This is a genomic window from Paenibacillus sp. V4I7, assembly GCF_030817275.1.
Taxonomy (GTDB): Bacteria; Bacillota; Bacilli; order Paenibacillales; family NBRC-103111; genus Paenibacillus_E.
On sequence record NZ_JAUSZD010000002.1, the window covers coordinates 7076710 to 7093521 of the forward strand.

The 16812-nt window shown below is 47.0% G+C and carries 11 protein-coding genes; 6 read left to right on the top strand and 5 right to left on the bottom strand.

The genetic code is table 11. The annotated features are described in order from the left end of the window. Window positions 1-137: 137 nt before the first annotated feature. Together QFZ80_RS33140 and QFZ80_RS33145 are read right to left on the bottom strand one after the other, a co-directional pair. Entirely contained in the window at window positions 138-1652 is a 1515-nt protein-coding gene (locus QFZ80_RS33140) for a coiled-coil domain-containing protein (RefSeq protein WP_307562972.1), read from the bottom strand. Between the two features lie 195 nt (window positions 1653-1847). Beyond that, window positions 1848-4400: a U32 family peptidase gene (locus tag QFZ80_RS33145; protein ID WP_307562974.1), complete on the bottom strand. Its 2553-nt coding sequence runs from the start codon at window positions 4398-4400 to the stop codon at window positions 1848-1850. 249 nt (window positions 4401-4649) lie between these two features. Here QFZ80_RS33145 and QFZ80_RS33150 point away from each other — a divergent pair, with 249 nt between their 5' ends. From QFZ80_RS33150 to QFZ80_RS33175, 6 genes are all read left to right on the top strand, one after another. Beyond that, complete coding sequence (locus QFZ80_RS33150; protein ID WP_307562976.1) at window positions 4650-7898, top strand: FG-GAP repeat domain-containing protein; 3249 nt, start codon at window positions 4650-4652, stop codon at window positions 7896-7898. 48 nt (window positions 7899-7946) lie between these two features. Beyond that, entirely contained in the window at window positions 7947-8204 is a 258-nt protein-coding gene (locus QFZ80_RS33155; RefSeq protein WP_307562977.1) for an acyl carrier protein, read from the top strand. 7 nt (window positions 8205-8211) lie between these two features. After that, window positions 8212-9411: a hypothetical protein gene (locus QFZ80_RS33160; protein WP_307551222.1), complete on the top strand. Its 1200-nt coding sequence runs from the start codon at window positions 8212-8214 to the stop codon at window positions 9409-9411. Between the two features lie 159 nt (window positions 9412-9570). Then, window positions 9571-10482 carry a hypothetical protein gene (locus QFZ80_RS33165; protein ID WP_307562979.1) on the top strand — a complete coding sequence of 304 codons (912 nt, stop codon included), beginning with the start codon at window positions 9571-9573 and terminating at the stop codon, window positions 10480-10482. Window positions 10483-10624: 142 nt separating this feature from the next. Then, entirely contained in the window at window positions 10625-11779 is a 1155-nt protein-coding gene (locus tag QFZ80_RS33170; protein WP_307551218.1) for an MBOAT family O-acyltransferase, read from the top strand. 48 nt (window positions 11780-11827) lie between these two features. Beyond that, window positions 11828-12796: a sugar phosphate isomerase/epimerase family protein gene (locus QFZ80_RS33175; RefSeq protein ID WP_057303263.1), complete on the top strand. Its 969-nt coding sequence runs from the start codon at window positions 11828-11830 to the stop codon at window positions 12794-12796. Between the two features lie 89 nt (window positions 12797-12885). Here the strand turns inward: QFZ80_RS33175 and QFZ80_RS33180 are convergent, their stop codons facing one another. The 3 genes from QFZ80_RS33180 to uvrA form a co-directional block, all read right to left on the bottom strand. Beyond that, window positions 12886-13086 (bottom strand): DUF2759 family protein, encoded by a 201-nt coding sequence (locus tag QFZ80_RS33180; RefSeq protein WP_307551214.1) that lies wholly within the window; start codon window positions 13084-13086, stop codon window positions 12886-12888. Between the two features lie 377 nt (window positions 13087-13463). Continuing rightward, a complete protein-coding gene (locus QFZ80_RS33185) occupies window positions 13464-13622 on the bottom strand; it encodes a hypothetical protein (protein WP_307551213.1) in 159 nt (52 codons plus the stop codon). A 270-nt stretch (window positions 13623-13892) separates the two neighbouring features. Further along, window positions 13893-16775, bottom strand: a complete 2883-nt coding sequence (gene uvrA, locus QFZ80_RS33190) for an excinuclease ABC subunit UvrA (RefSeq protein ID WP_307551211.1) — start codon at window positions 16773-16775, stop codon at window positions 13893-13895. Between the last annotated feature and the right edge of the window lie 37 nt (window positions 16776-16812).

A 16812-nucleotide genomic window follows, 5' to 3' on the forward strand; every position in this document is an offset into this window, starting at 1 on the left:
CAAATCTGAAAAATAGATTAAAATATTGTGTCTAAATTGTGAACAAACGAGAAGGCTGAAATGTAAATAATAAATAGAACTCCTTAGCTGCTAGGGAGTTCTATTTATTGGCATCATGTTGAGGATTAAATGATAGCCTAAAAGCCTAACATTTTAGAGATTTTTTCAAGTAGTCGTTGCTGTGATGTCAATTGTTGAGATATGTCATCATATCGTTTGTTTAGTGATTCAGCAGTAGCAAGCATTTCACTTCGGATTTCTTGTTCCAACCTTTCACTTACCTTTTGCGTGGGATCTTGCTCCGAAACTTCCGTTACCTTTTGCTGAACGGTTTGGATCACGTTTTGCAGTTCCGTTACCTTTTGTGCTTTGAGATGAATCTCATTTCGCAGATTCTTTACATCTTCCGAAACGCCTTCAAATCGTTGGTTCAGTAACTCCGTTGTGGCAGTAAGTATTTCACCTTTGAGATCTTGCTCCGAAGCTTCAGTTACCTTTTGCTGAACCGTTTGGATCACGTTTTGCAGTTCCGTTACCTTTTGTGCTTTGAGATGAATCTCATTTTGCAGATTCTTTACATCCTCCGAAACGCCTTCATAGCGTTGGTTCAGTAACTCCGTTGTGGCAGTAAGTATTTCACCTTTGAGATCTTGCTCCGAAGCTTCCATTACCTTTTGCTGAACGGTTTGGATCACGTTTTGCAGTTCCGTTACCTTTTGTGCTTTGAGATGAATCTCATTTCGCAGATTCTTTACATCTTCCGAAACGCCTTCAAATCGTTGGTTCAGTAACTCCGTTGTGGCAGTAAGTATTTCACCTTTGAGATCTTGCCCCGAAGCTTCAGTTACCTTTTGCTGAACGGTTTGGATCACATTCTTCAGCCCTATTACTTCTACAAATACACCCTCAATTTGTCTGTGTAGTAATTCTAGCGTAGTAGCAACTTCACTTCTAATGTCCTGTTCGAACAAATCAGTTATATGTTGGGTGAGGATTTGGATCACGTTTCGCAGTTCCGTTACTTCTTCAGTAACGTTCGAAACTTCGATAACCTTTTGCTTGAGCGTATGGATGATGTTGCTAAGTTCCGCGACTTCATTACTTAATTGAACGAACTGAGAGTTTGAGTGATCCATCATAGGTGACAAAAGCCTGCCACCTGCTGTAGACGATATTCCAACCTTTTGATTCAGGTCATCTAAATGGTCCTTTAAATTTCTTGGGAATTTATTCGCTTTTATTTTTTGCGTAAGGAGCTGTACCTTGCTACTTAATTCCATTGTTTCTTTACTTAATTGCAAGCTGGAGTTGTTCATAACTGAAGGTAAGATTGCGTTGTCTACGGAAAGAGGTAAATTGGAGTCAGGAACATTAGTAGATGTAGGAGGTAATGGCTTTTCATCATTGAGAGCGATAATTGCTTTCTGACGCATTTCCTGTAAATGTTCTTTTATAAATCTAGGCGGTTTATTGGCATCACTCAACTTGGAAATGATCTCAAAAATTTCGATGGCTTCTTCTGTGTACCTTTGGGATCCGCCAAAAGCTTTAGTTGGAAGAAATTCGCGATAATAATTTGACCATCCCCTTACAACTTCTCGCGTTTTTCCGATTCTACCAGCGATCTCGTTGAACTTATATGTCCTTTTCATTGTTATCTATCGTCATCCTTTCTTCTTATGTCCTTTAGGCTTAGGCATTAGCTCTAAACATATTATTCAGGACATCAAACAAGTGACAACAAATGAAGGAAACATTTAAGAGCCCGCCTTTCCTTTTCTTCCAGAAAACAACAAAAACCCAGTGCCTATGCGGCACTGAGTCTGTTTTTTCACACTATAGATCTTCTACTTCACCAGCTGACCGCGAGTAACACCTAATTGGTTCGTCGCTTTCAACGAACGCCATACTTGCGTACCGCTAATCTCACCATCAATCGCGCGACGGTACAAGTCGAGAATTTCGCGCACCTTGTCAGGCGTCTCTTCCAGGAACTCCACACGGAAGGAACGGATGCCTAAATCCATGAAATGACTCAAGTACTCAGCACCAGATTGATCCACCGCGTTATACACCGTATTACGGCAGCCTTCATCAACACGAACCGGATGGGACATACCGACACGGTCTTGCAAAGAAACGCTGTGATCCTCACAAGGACGACCGCAGTTTGTAAAGTCAGTGCCCTCGCTCAGGAACGTACAGTACACGCAGTGCTCCGTATGGAACATCGGCATGTGCTGATGGATAACAACCTCAAGCTTCGAGGTCTCAGCGCGGCGAAGCAAATCGACCATTTGCTGAATGTTCAAATCGTACGAAGGCGTAATCTTCGATAGGCCCGCTTCTAGGAACAAGGCAGCCGTTTTGTGGTTGGCCACATTGAGCGAGAAATCCCCGATTAACTGCGGTTTCGGCGCGTCCGGATTTTCCAACCGATGCTTCAAGAAAAAGTAGGCTGCGCCCGTATTGCGGATCAATACCGCATCCGGATTAAGCTTTAATATATGGTTAAAATAGCCCGTTTCCCCAGGCATATGAATACGCGGTGTCACCAAGGCAATTTTGCGCCCGGCTGCACGAACGGCTTCCACGGCCGCAGGGAACTGCTTAATAAATTCGAAATCCGCGTAAATAAACTCGATTTCCGTGGTCTCAAGCACGGCCTTCACCTGATCCAAGTTACGGCAAAGTGCAGTAAGCTCCACAGCCTTGCGTTCCGCTAGGGAAAGGGCAGGAGTATTCGCGGCAGCATTGGCGATAGCTGACTCAGCAGCTGACTGAATCACATCGTCATACACGCCGATTTCACGCTTCATGTAAACCGGTGGTTTCTGCCGCTCGTCTTCCATCAGCTCCACAGCCATGCGGCGCATGCTGTTAAGTTCTCGCATCGGCACGATCAGCTCGCCGGTCAGCTGCACATCCAGCTGACTGAGCGCATAAATCGTACCGCCAAGGCGTCCGAACTGCTCTGTAAAGAGCTGCTCGTCCATTGGTCTTTTCTCCGCGCGAACCAGCGGAAGCTCGGATTGTACGAAGACGGTATGTCCGCCTTGGATATCCGTCCACCAGCTCTTGAGCGGCTCACCTTCTATACCGCTGACCTTCACGCTTACTGGGAAAGTCCGGTAAGGCTTGTCGGTCTCAAACGTCTGGCGCAGGCGCTTGTCCAGCTGTGGATCATTCGTCTTCCAGATGCGGTCCCCGACATGCAGACGGCCCAGCTCCACATCATTGCGTCCCATAATGATCTCGATGAGTCCGCCCTCGGCTTCACCTTCGAGCTTCTCTCCCTTGCGGCGCAAATCGTAGATGCGCCCGCCTTCTTCCTTCTTCGTCGGATCCCCGGCGTCGAAAACAAGCCCGTCGCCGCGCTTGAGCGGCGCCTCCAGCTCACAGATCACGCCATCGCGCAAAATCTGCTTGATGCGGCCCACGAAAACCCCGCGGCTCTTCGGAAACGTGCCGTCGACAAGCTGCTTATTGTTGGTTCCATTCAAGAAACCAACTGTAAATCCACGCGAGAAGCTTTGTTGAAGCTCACGAACCTCTTCTTTGGTCGGACGAGCATCCTCCCCATCGAAATAACGGTCAATCGCACGGCGATACTTGCTCACGACATTGGCCACATATTCAGGAGTCTTCAGACGTCCTTCAATTTTGAAAGAGCGTACGCCGGCTTCAATTAGCTCCGGCACGATCTCTATCGCTGCCAAATCCTTTGGCGACAGCAAATACGTGACATCGCCCATCGGCTTTTGCACGCCATCGACCATCAAATCATACGGCAAGCGGCATGCTTGTGCGCATTCTCCGCGGTTAGCTGAACGTCCGCCCCACATTTCAGAAGTCAGACACTGACCGGAATAAGATACGCAAAGCGCACCATGCACGAATACTTCCATCGGAAGCTTCGCTTGATCGCCGATTTGCTTAATCTGCTTCAAGTTATTTTCGCGCCCTAAAACAACGCGTTCAATATCGAACGGCTTCGTAAATTCAACCGCCTCAGGCGATGTAATCGTCATCTGTGTGGATCCGTGAATCGGGAAATCCGGAGAGATCTGACGTATCATTTTAACCAGACCAAGATCCTGTACAATGACTGCATCCACACCAGCGTCGACACATGCATCAATCAATTGCTTCGCATCATTCAGTTCTTCCTCAAATACGAGGATGTTGAAAGTAAGAAAGCCTTTTACCCCATATAAATGAAGGAACGACATAATATCCGGCAGTTCAGCCATCGTAAAGTTATGCGCACGTGCTCTAGCATTAAATTTCTCCACACCAAAAAATACGGCATCCGCCCCATTGGCAACAGCTGCTCTCAAACAATCCCAATCCCCCGCAGGGGCTAACAATTCTATATCTTCTCTGCGTATCGTACGCATGGCAGCAAATCCTTTCAATAATAGATCCTCGGATCGTCCTCAAAGTCTTCTCTTTAGTGTAACAGAAATGATAGGTAGGAATCTAGGGCGGGGGGTAATTACAAACTTAGCCAATATCCGACAGTCACAACCTCGTTACCAAACGTTTCCTCCTCAAACAGAAACCCTTTAGAAGTTAACAAAGTTTCCTATGAATGCTATAATGTCAAGGATAGTAACCTTTTTAGCAATTGAGGGATACCTTTGGTTTTGTCGAAAATTCGTGTTCTTAAGTTATTGATCGGACTAGGCGTCATCAGTAGCCTATTACTCATTGTCCTTCTTTTATTTTTGCCAAAAGCAGATGAAACCAAGCTCCTCTATGCAACAAGCGGGGATCTTTATGATGCGGCAGCCTATGGAAATTTTCAGCAAACCTTGCAAGCAGGCGTTCACATTGATAAACAAAACCTGCCTTCTTTATCAACGAGCCAGCTTCGTAAGTACGATGCAATTTATCTGGATCCTGCCCTTGCGCAAGATGCCGGGTGGACGGAACAAGCTTCGAAACTCGTAACATTCGTGAAGCAGGGCGGGCATTTATTAGTGGAAAATGAGTTTGCTGACCGGTTTCCGCTGGATTTTCTTGGAGCTGCCAGAATTGTTGATTTAAAAAAGGTACCACTGAACAAATTTGGCTCGCCTTTCTTATCAGGGGATTCACTGTCTCTCAGCTACCCGCAAGTGCCAGTTAATCTTCAGGGCATTCAACAAACCTTTCAATTATTTACGCAAAGCTATCTTAAGCATAATACAATGGACGATCTACCTGGTTTTAACCTCGGATTCGGTTTCGATCCCTCCACAGGTCAAACGATTGTGGCAATGAATAAACCAATGGAGTCGAAGATGCCTGTTTCACTTGTTATGCAGAACCGCGTTGGAAAAGGTACCGTGCTGATCAGCAGTAACTTTCTGCCTAACCGGTACTTCCTAACAGGCTACGACATGATGAGCGGCATGGACCCGAACCTAGGCTTCTCTCAGCTGGCTGCAAAGTACCAAGCAGCAATGAAACGAGTTCCGGGAACAACTTATTTCAATAGAAAAACGTTACCGATTGAGCCTTACTTTAACTTTGCTTTTGCTGCAGCGAACATGCAGTATCGCAGTGAACTACTGGCTTATGTATCGAAAGAAACACTTGGTTACAGTGTGAAAAAAATGCTTGGACCTTACGGAAGGCCCGCGATGGCCTTTCAGAATCATTTTGAGGCGATGCCGGCAATTGGGCAAAAGGATGGCATCGCTTGGGCGGAGAAGCTGAAGGAATATAACGAGATTCCATCGTTTACACTTGTCCGCAACGCCTTCTACTGGGGGCAGTGGCATGAGAGCGTGACGGTACAGCTTAACACGGGGACGAACGCGCAGCCGAAGTTCGTCGGTGAGCTGCCCGGCTCGGGATACGCGAGCGGACTGCACGTGATGGCTGCCGGCAAGCCCCTGCGGCAGGCTTTGTTTCCGCAGTATCGCGATCTGTCGAGCGCGATTGAGCTGCCTTACCGCGCGTACCCGGCAGCCGCGGATATGAACGGCGACGGCCGCACGGACCTCGTCGTCGGCAGTTCGGATGGATTCGTGTATGTGTACACGAATCAAGGCGTTGACGCGGCGGCCTACACGAGTGAGCCGCCGCCTGACGGCTTGGCGCTGCCGGACACGTTCGGCGCGCCGATGAAGCTGTTGCTGGAGTCCGGCTTGCCGCTCCAGCTTGGCCCTTACAGTGCCGTTCACGCCGCAGACGTGAACGGGGCTGGCCGCACGGACCTCGTCGTTTCCGACGAGTCCGGGGCCGTGCTGCTTCTGCCGCAGCTCGCTAGCGGCAGGTTCACGAAGCCCGCGGCGCTGCTCGCGGGCGGGAAGGCGCTGCAGCTGCCCGGAGGGCCTGCAGCGCCGAGCGTCGCCGACGTCGATGGCGACGGCAAGCTCGACCTTGTCCTAGGCGGAGCCGATGGACAAGTATGGCTCTACAAAGGCCGCAGCGCAGTGGGCCTTGAGCTAGAAGCTCAGGGCAGCGCTCTGTTCCCGCTGCCAAATAAATCTACGCACGCCGCACCATCCGTGCGTGACATCAACGGCGACGGCCGACTCGATATCGTGGTCGGCAGCAGCGACGGGGACCTGCAAGTGTATCTCCAAGGCTCTGATAATGGCGCTTGGACGCCACAGGGTCCCCTACAGGGCGCAACCCTGAACCAAGTCGGCGATCACGCCTTGGTTGCAGGCCACTACTCCGTCCCGCTTTGGATAGATCTTAATCACGACGGTAAAGACGACCTGGTCGTCGGCGGTATCGAATTCGGGTCCCCCGTTTCGATCGACGACCCGCAGTTTCCTTATCAAGCGGAATTGAAGGAGTTCATCCAATACGCGCGTGACAATCATTTACAAATCGATCCGCACGTGTTTGTGCATAATTTCAAAAGTGCTGAGCAGGAGCGCACTGAGCTTTCCCTTCACAAGAAAGCATTCGATAAGCTCGGCATCCCTTGGCTGCACCTTGGAACGAACCAACACACGTGGCGCATCAATAACATAGATCACCAGCAAACACTGGAAAATGAACAGCAGCAAGGATTATGGTACAATTTCGGATTCTTATCACCCGATTCGCCCGTTATTCCACGCCCGGAAGAGATTTGGTCGCTTCCCTTCCTACTACAGGATAAACAAGGGAATACGGATCATACGATGCTGATTCATACACCGACGCCGGTGCTGCGAACAGGAGACTATGCGACGACAGATGTTTTCGAATCGATGGTTAAATTGGATATGCCGATTGATTATTTCGAACACATCGAGTACCATTTTCCCGTACCATCTTTGGTTGCCGATTTAACCAATTTTGCTGACTACTTTAATAAACTTCGTATGAAGCATGATTATAATTTTATGACCGAAACACAGATGGCGAAGTCATTCTTAACCGCTATGAAAAGCGAGGTTCGTATCAGTCAGTCATGGGCCTCATATTTATGGGACAAGCTCAAAGATCGATTAGCTGGCGGCAGTCCACACTTTCATGCCACTTTGACACCGAATACCGACAAGGTGCCAAGCTTGGCTGGTGAGTATGCTGCGACACTGGGTGTTGTCATCGAAAAGGGTGAAAAACTTGCCCTATACTCCCTACAAAGTGATTCGGATATTTACACGACAATTGATAACCGATTTTATCTAGGTTTGGCTAAGCCATCCTCCATCGGTATTGGAGCGACCAAGGAGAAGTTTCATGTCGTTCGTTCTAATATTCCTTTTGAGCTAACCCAGCAAGGAAACACTCATCAATTAATCCTGAAATCAGCAGGTCTGCAGCAAGTGAAGGTATTCAGTCCTACAGAGCTGCGTTTCGACGAATCATCCGAGGTCAAAATCGAGCATGACGCCCAAACACATATGTACACCATCACCCGATACGGTGATTTGACGACACTTTCTTTCACTTCAAAGTGATCTAAACGTTCCTTTACCACTTTTACTTTAACCAGGAGGCTTTCCAACATGTCTAATGAAGAATTAGCAGCGCAGCTTGAACAGCATATTCGCGAGCGTTATGAAATTGCTGAGGATGACGATGATTTTGATGTTGATGTTCATCTGTTTGATTATGGGTTCATTGACTCCATCGGTGCCACAGCGCTTATCGCCCATATTGAGAAAACGTACAGTATCCAAGTAACGAATCAAGATTTAATGCTGTACTCCATGAACACGGTAAGCGAAATTGCCGATTTTATTTCCAAGAAGACTGCGAGGTAACCCACTCATGTTGACATGTAAAATTTCTTTAGAAGGCCTGGCTGAAAGTCAGCATGGACAAGTCAAATACGCGTCCGCCTTTGCCGATGAGCATATTCAGGATATTGCCCTTGTGGATGGTCACATCATCATTACGCATAACTCTCCCAATGGAAACGAAGGTATTACCGAGCGGGTTCAGCGTCTCATTGAACGTTTCTCCCACGGCGATTTCGGCTTCAAGGAAAACATTCTTTTCGAGCATAAAGTCGATACCCCTTACGAAGGCGATATAATCGCTGAGCTTGTAGAGCGTAAAGCAATCAAAGTGTTGGAGCCCGGTCTTTTTATTTTCCGTGAGCCTTTCTCCAGCTTAATGCGTTTCTTTGATTACTCTTTCGTTACGAAGATCGCCAAGCGGTTCGAAGGCATGCAGGAAGAGTCATATCCTGCTGTTATTCATAGTCATACTTTGAATAAAACGAATCACTTCACTTCTTTCCCGGAGCACATTCATTTCGTGACTCATCTACGTGAAGATCTCGATGTCATTGAGTCTTTCTCCCAATCGATCCGCGAAGCTGGCGGTTGGAGCCAAGAGCAGCCGCTCGCGCTTGATAACAATATGGTGAAGCCGAACTTCATGATGAATCCATCTACTTGTTATCACTGCTATGAAGGCCTAGAGAATGAAACGCTTGAGGGTGACGGCATCGTCGTTACAGCCATTGCGAAATGCCATCGCTTCGAGTCCAAAAACCACACCGATTTCGGTCGTCTGCTCGACTTCTCGATGCGCGAAATTATTTTCGTCGGCAAACCAGATTTCGTCAAAGAAAATCGCCTGAAATCGATCGAATATCTTAAAGAGCTTGCCGTTGAATGGAACGTGGACAGTATGATGGAGATTGCCAACGACCCGTTCTTCACAAACGATTTCCAAGTGAAAGCGTCCTTCCAACGCAATCAAGAGATGAAGTATGAGCTGCGCTTGAGCATTCCTCATGTGAAGAAGTCAATCGCCTGTTCCTCTGTAAATTTCCATAGCAACACGTTTGGGAATGCTTTTAATATTAAAATGGGCAAGCGCAACGCCGTTACAGGCTGTGTAGGCTTTGGAATCGAACGCTGGGCGTTCGCATTCTTAGCGCAGTACGGTCTCGACGAGCAGCAGTGGCCAGCCACATTCCGTGAGCAGTACCATGCTTGGCAGGAGAAGGCGCTGTAAGTGCTTTGTCAGTTCATCAAAGTAACATCACATGGCCCACACGCCGACATTAGCTGTACGATATACAGTTCCTTGTCAGCTGTGGGCCAACTAATGCTTCATGCGTTCTCTATGGCAAGCCAAACGTTATGAAGCGTCCATCCTATACAAAGATAATGAGTGATACCGTTGAAAGTAGCTGCATTTCTCAAAAAAAATAGCTTCGTACTCGGCCTGCTGCTGGCAATCGTCGTCTCCGACCTGCTCATTTCCTGGTGGAACCCGATGGTTAGCTCCCGCCGTTTTTACAAAAACGACTTTACCAAAACGCTCTACCACCACGGCTGGTCCCAATCGGGTCCGGTTTTCTTCGGTAATTCGTCCGTTACCGGTGCGTATATCGAAGAGAAATCCGAAGCCCATTTGGTTGAGATGGGACTTTCCTATGGAAAGCTAACCGACCTGAAAGCCATCCTATCGAATAACCTTTACCAGGTAAAGGATGAGCTTGTGATTGGCATTGATGTTCACACCATGCTGGACTCACTTGAAACAGATCCAACTTACCAATGGTTCAAACCATGGTACCAGCCTTATGTTTATACCTACCGCGACTATTTCCGAGACTCCGGTGAAGAGTTTGCTCGTACTTTGCGTAAAGGCAGCCTTGCCTACGAACCACGTTGGATTGATAAAGAGCTTTACCCCGGGCACAAAGACGATGCTTTCCTAAAGACGAAATGGACCGATTATGACAAACGCTTCGGTGCCATGACATTGAAGGATTTTCAGGCAAATTTGGATGCTCTGCAGTGGGTTATCCAGTATGCGAATAAACATCAACTTCCTCTGCGAGTGATTTGGATGCCGTGGAACAAAGGCTATGCGGATCCGCCTTATGTCGCCTCCTTGATGCAAGAAGCAAACCGCCAACTGCAAGCTGCGAATGTGCCTACGCTGGATTTGCTGCACAAATACGATCCACGCTATTTCCATGACCTTGTTCATTTGAACCGCGAAGAGGGCGCACCGCTATTTACGAAGGAGGTTGACACATGGTTAAAATCCTTAGGAAAACCATCGAAGTCTTGATCTACCTCGTGATGTTGTACTTGGTTTTCATTTATTTTACCGGCAAGGGCTTGTTTATTTACGAGAAATTCTAGCATTTCTAAATCGGCCAGATGTCTAAGTTGATTCCGATCAAGCTTTCGAAGCGAGGAGTTCTATAGCTATGTTTTATATGCACATGAACGCAATTATCGCTATGATTGGCATGGTTGCCGTTCTGATGCTCACCCGCAAGTGGGCTAATAACAAACGCATTCTGATGATTATTTTCAGCCTCTGCTTTCTGCTGCTGTTCAGCGAGAAGCTGCTCATTTTCTATGCTGCTTTTACGGTCATTAATTATGCTGGCTTTGTTTATCTATGCCGAACGACATTATGGCGTAAAGCGACCTTTATTTTCGCGATTGCCGCTAATGTTGTCGGTGTATTTCTCGGTGTCCGGCTTTTCGTCATGGACATTTTTCACAATCCTTTATTCGATGCTATCATCTATTTAGGCCTCATTTATAACGTTCTTAAAGTGATCGATGCTTATTATTTCGCATATTTCTTCGGTAAAGAAGGTCAAGTTCCAGCCATAGATTACGCGAATTACCTGCTATTCATTCCAACTTTTACATCGGGGCCGATTTTAAAATTCCGTGATTTCATGGCCGATAGCAAAAAGCCTTACAGCGTAGACGCTGCGCTCTTCGAAGACAGTGTGAAACGGATCATTTTAGGATTGTTTAAAAAAATCGTTGTCGTCACCTGGATGACCAGCATTTTCGATCAAGTGCTAAAGCAGGATCTACACACTCATCAGTCGTTATTTCTATTGATCTGGTTCTACGCACTCATTTACTTCGATTTCTCTGGTTATTCCGATATGGCGATCGGCTTTGGGCGATTGATGGGCTATACGATGCCTGAGAACTTCAAGCGTCCACTCTTCTCGCCTTCCATGACGCAGTTTTGGCGGAATTGGCACGCGACGTTAGGTGATTTTTTCCGAGATCATATCTTCATGTTCTTCTCCCGTACTGCTCCATCCCGTTGGGTAGCCTCCAGCTTGTCCGTTCTGATTATGGTCTTAATTGGTCTATGGCATGGTTTCACATGGCTTTATTTCTTTTACGGGCTCTACCATGGGATCATTCTGGCCATCGAAAATATATTTAAAATCACTACCGTTAACAAAAAGAAAGTATCCAAAACCTATTTCTACTTCCGTTGTTTCGTGACACAAGCGTTGGTTACGTTCTCGGTTATTATCTACAGCTCCAATTATGAGACGGTACTTCGAATCTATAAAGGCTTGCTTCATTTTACTGGGTGATAGTGGTATAATTTGTGTGGTTGTTTACCATTTATGGAGGTGTACCTAATGAAGTTAGGCGTTTTTATGGTTCTGTTCGGTGGAAAACCTTTCGAGGAAGCGTTGGATTACATTGCTGCGAAAGGCTTGGATGCTGTTGAAATTGGTACAGGGGGCTATCCCGGTACAGCGCATTGCAACCCAAGCGAACTTCTCGCAGACGCAGGGAAACTAAAAGCATTTAAACATGCGGTGGAATCCCGCGGTTTGACAATCAGCGCACTTAGCGCTCACGGGAACCCGCTGCACCCGCAAAAACACATTGCTAAAGAGTTTCATGATGCTATTATACAAACGATTGATCTTGCTGAACGCCTAGAGGTACCTGTAGTTAATACGTTCTCTGGCTGTCCTGGCGACCACGAGGATGCGAAGTATCCGAACTGGCCGGTAGCGCCTTGGCCGAACGATTTCCAAGAGATTCTGGACTGGCAGTGGGGGAACAAAATTATTCCTTACTGGACAGAGACAGGCAAGTACGCTTCCGACCGTAATATTAAAATAGGACTGGAGCTGCACGGTGGTTTCTCCGTACATACGCCAGCAACTCTCCTTCGACTGCGTGAAGCAGCAGGCGATGCAATCGGAGCGAATCTTGACCCGAGTCACATGTGGTGGCAAGGTATCGATCCTGTTCAAGCTGTGCAAATTCTTGGCCGTGCCGGAGCGATTCACCATTTCCACGCTAAAGATACATCGCTTGATGTTAACAATGTAAACCGCTATGGTGTAACGGACATGCAATCCTATGCCAACATGCTTGACCGCGCTTGGCAGTTCCGTTCCGTTGGTTATGGTCACGATATGAAGGTTTGGGCTGACATCATTAGCGCTCTGCGCCTTGTTGGTTATGACTATGTAGTGAGCATCGAGCACGAAGACGGTTTGATGTCCGTTGAAGAAGGATTCTCCAAAGCAGTGCAAAATCTTCAACAAGTCCTCATCAAGGAACCTCTTGGTGAAATGTGGTGGGTATAAGCATTCGCTTTAAATAAAACAAAAAAGCCCGCAGGCGCCTATGATCTTACGATCTTGGTCCTGTGGGCTTTTATCTTGTTTTGCTCAGATTACCAGCCGGTGATCATTATGTAATCCATGAAGCCGAATACGAGCAAGGAAACCCCCGCAAATCCTAGAGCAAACACATTTCTTCTAGGGTTGATCAACTCTCTGATGAAAGCAATGGCGATGATCACCGTGAAGATCAAAACATAAATATCAAAGCTTGTATACGTACTTGTTGTTGCTGCTGCTTCCGCTAATAACATGGTGAAACCTCCTTATAGTAACTCGGTGCAAGGCACACGTCCTGCTATTTTAATTCTATGTTAGCTTGATTGAGCACTAGATGCAAGTGATTACACTGATGTGTAACAAGTTTGTCACCTTTTACAGGGCTTGACCACATAACAAGGCCGTTAATGGATGGGTTCATTAGAGCCCTAACATCAAATCAATGATTGTTTCATGATGAACCGGGATTTCTCAAACCTGCCTCGTAAGTATAAAATGTCCATCTCTTCGACTATTTATAACTCTGGGTATGCCAAGATTCAATGCTTAACTTAATACACAAGCTACAAAAAATAAACCCGAAATCCCTATCAAGGGACATTTCGGGTTCTATGTTTTCATAGATTTGCACTTAAACGACTAGTCCGTACACGGGGTCGAATTCTTTATGCTCCTCGATATATGCGTTTTGTAGTTTTTCTGCTAATTCTTTTTCCTGCCAAGCTAAGAATCGAAAAGGATCAATACCTAAAGCAGAAACAATCTGTTGTAACTCTAACGTCGGTTTCATAACAAGCCTCCATAAAGTAGATAGATTAGAACTGCTTATATCCTCGATCATGGATAGTTAGTAAGAGGGATATTTTCGTATGCAACTTATAACCTAATTATAGGTCTTTTCTCCTTCATTGGGATAGAGGGTTAAATTGTCGAAGCTTGTATCATTCAATTAAGTATTAACAAAATTAAACGTTTGTTAGTCGGAATTGTGACAAAAGAACAAAATAAGCTTGGCGTCACGATCTCTTGTATCGTGAGCCAAGCTTATTCGGGTAACTTACTAGCCTACTGATTCTTCTAGCACTTCAAGACGCTTTGTGTAGTTCTCAGAGCGCTCCCGATCCCTTTCAAGGATCGGTTTCAAGTACTGGCCGGTGTAGGACCCGGCCACCTTCACGACATCCTCCGGCGTACCGGCAGCCACGATCAGTCCTCCGCGGGTACCGCCCTCGGGGCCTAGATCGATGACGTGGTCCGCCGTCTTGATCACATCGAGGTTATGCTCGATGACAAGCACGGTTTCACCGTTCTCAACGAGACGGTGAAGAACCTTCAGCAGACGATCGATATCGTGGATGTGGAGCCCCGTAGTGGGCTCATCCAGGATGTAGATCGTCTTGCCTGTGCTGCGGCGGTACAGCTCCGCTGCGAGCTTCACACGCTGGGCTTCGCCGCCGGACAGCGTAGTCGCTGGCTGGCCGAGGGTCATGTAGCCCAGTCCAACATCCAAAAGTGTCGTCAGCTTACGATGAATACGCGGCAAGTTCTTGAAGAACTCACAGCCGTCCTCAATCGTCATCTCTAACACTTCGGAAATGCTCTTGCCTTTGTACTTCACTTCCATCGTCTCACGGTTATATCGCTTGCCTTTACAGACTTCACAAGGCACGTACACGTCTGGTAAGAAGTGCATCTCGATCTTGATGATGCCATCTCCACGACAAGCCTCACAGCGGCCGCCTTTCACGTTAAAGCTGAAGCGTCCCTTCTTGTAACCGCGAACCTTGGCTTCGTTCGTATTCGCATAAACATCACGGATATCGTCAAATACACCGGTATACGTCGCTGGATTCGAGCGCGGCGTACGACCAATCGGTGATTGGTCAATATCGATGACTTTATCAATGTGTTCAAGGCCTACAATCTCCTTGTGCTCACCTGGACGCACCTTAGCTCCGTTTAAATCACGCGACAAGGTTTTGAACAAAATCTCGTTAATCAACGTACTTTTGCCTGAACCAGATACCCCTGTTACACAGGTGAATACACCGAGTGGCACTTTAGCCGAGACGTTGCGCAAGTTATTTTCTTTGGCGCCTTTGACCTCGATCCATTTCCCATTCGGCTTGCGTCTCGCTGCTGGAATAGGAATAAACCGTTTGCCGCTGAGGTATTGCCCTGTAAGCGAGTTTTCGTCTTTCATCAACTCTGAAGGCGTACCTTGCGCAATGACTTGTCCGCCATGAATACCGGCACCAGGACCGATATCGATAATGTAATCGGCAGCCATCATTGTATCTTCATCATGTTCCACGACGATTAACGTGTTACCAAGATCACGCATATGTTCGAGCGTCTGAATCAAACGCGTATTATCTCTCTGATGCAGTCCTATGCTAGGCTCATCCAAAATATAAAGGACACCCATCAAACTAGAACCGATCTGAGTAGCCAAGCGTATCCGCTGAGCTTCTCCACCCGATAATGTACCTGCAGCACGATGCATCGTTAAGTAATCAAGACCTACGTTGACTAGGAACCCTAGGCGCGATCTGATTTCTTTGAGAATCAAATTGGAAATCGTCAGCTCACGTTCATTCAAGTCCAGCCCTTTGAACCATTCCTCAGCGTCACCAATCGAAAGGGAAGTTGCATGAGCAATGTTTTTGCCATTGATCGTCACAGCTAACGTTTCTGGCTTCAGACGCTGTCCTTTACACTTCGGACAAGGCTTCGTGCTCATATATGTCTGAATGTGCTCCCTGATTCCCTCAGAAAACGTATCTTTGAATCGGCGTTCTAAGTTGCGAATGATACCCTCGAAAGGAACTAGCGCTTCCTTGCTCGCTCCCATATCATTCTCGTAGCGGAAGCGAATCTTCTCCCCGCCTGTTCCATAAAGGATAACCTTCATCTGATCACTGCTGATCTCAGAAACAGGCACATTGCGCGGGATGGAATAATGTTCGCAAACCGCCGCAAGGAACTGCGGATAATAGTTGGAAGTGCTGCCGGCCCATGCTTCGAACGCTCCCTCTTCAATCGTTAGCTTCATATCTGGAACAAGTAAATCAGGATCAACAATCATTTGACTGCCTAGTCCATCACAATCGGGACAAGCGCCAAAAGGACTGTTAAACGAAAACATTCTCGGCGCTAATTCTTCAACACTGAAGCCGCACTCCGGACAGGCTAGGTTCTGGCTAAAGAGCAGCTCTTCTTTGTCAATAATATCGACAATTACCCGGCCATTTGCCAACTTGAGCGCTGTCTCCAGGGAATCCGCAAGGCGAGTTTGAACATCCTCTTTGATCACGATACGGTCAACAACGACCTCGATCGTGTGCTTTTTATTTTTGTCGAGTTCTATCTTCTCAGCGAGGTCGACCGTCTCACCGTTGACACGCACCCTAACGAATCCCTGCTTTTGAATATCAGCAAGCAGCTTCGTATGTTCGCCTTTGCGTCCTGAAATAAGGGGAGCTAGAATCTGGAGCTTCGTTCGTTCCGGATACTCCATAATGCGATCCACCATTTGTTCTACGGTTTGCGATGTAATCTCAATGCCATGGGTCGGACAATGCGGACGTCCAATTCGAGCATATAGTAAGCGCAAATAGTCGTAAATCTCCGTTACTGTCCCAACCGTGGAACGCGGATTGCGACTTGTTGTCTTCTGATCAATGGAAATAGCCGGTGATAGACCTTCAATCGAATCTACATCCGGCTTATCCATTTGCCCTAGAAATTGTCTGGCATAGGCAGATAGAGATTCAACATATCTACGCTGCCCCTCCGCATAAATCGTATCAAAGGCAAGCGACGATTTCCCTGATCCACTTAAGCCTGTAAGAACAACAAACTTATCACGTGGAATCGTGACATCGATATTTTTCAGATTATGAGCTCTAGCTCCTTTAATGACGATTTGATCTCTAGACACAGTACCCTTCCTCTCCTATGTGAAGCTGATGCCACTT

Excerpts from the sequence above, each read along its gene's own strand:
- QFZ80_RS33170 (WP_307551218.1), top strand. The coding sequence starts at position 10,625 with ATGTTTTATATGCACATGAACGCAATTATCGCTATGATTGGCATGGTT.
- QFZ80_RS33180 (WP_307551214.1), bottom strand. The coding sequence starts at position 13,086 with ATGTTATTAGCGGAAGCAGCAGCAACAACAAGTACGTATACAAGCTTT.
- QFZ80_RS33185 (WP_307551213.1), bottom strand. The coding sequence starts at position 13,622 with ATGAAACCGACGTTAGAGTTACAACAGATTGTTTCTGCTTTAGGTATT.
- QFZ80_RS33140 (WP_307562972.1), bottom strand. The coding sequence starts at position 1,652 with ATGAAAAGGACATATAAGTTCAACGAGATCGCTGGTAGAATCGGAAAA.
- QFZ80_RS33160 (WP_307551222.1), top strand. The coding sequence starts at position 8,212 with ATGTTGACATGTAAAATTTCTTTAGAAGGCCTGGCTGAAAGTCAGCAT.
- QFZ80_RS33145 (WP_307562974.1), bottom strand. The coding sequence starts at position 4,400 with ATGCGTACGATACGCAGAGAAGATATAGAATTGTTAGCCCCTGCGGGG.
- QFZ80_RS33175 (WP_057303263.1), top strand. The coding sequence starts at position 11,828 with ATGAAGTTAGGCGTTTTTATGGTTCTGTTCGGTGGAAAACCTTTCGAG.
- QFZ80_RS33155 (WP_307562977.1), top strand. The coding sequence starts at position 7,947 with ATGTCTAATGAAGAATTAGCAGCGCAGCTTGAACAGCATATTCGCGAG.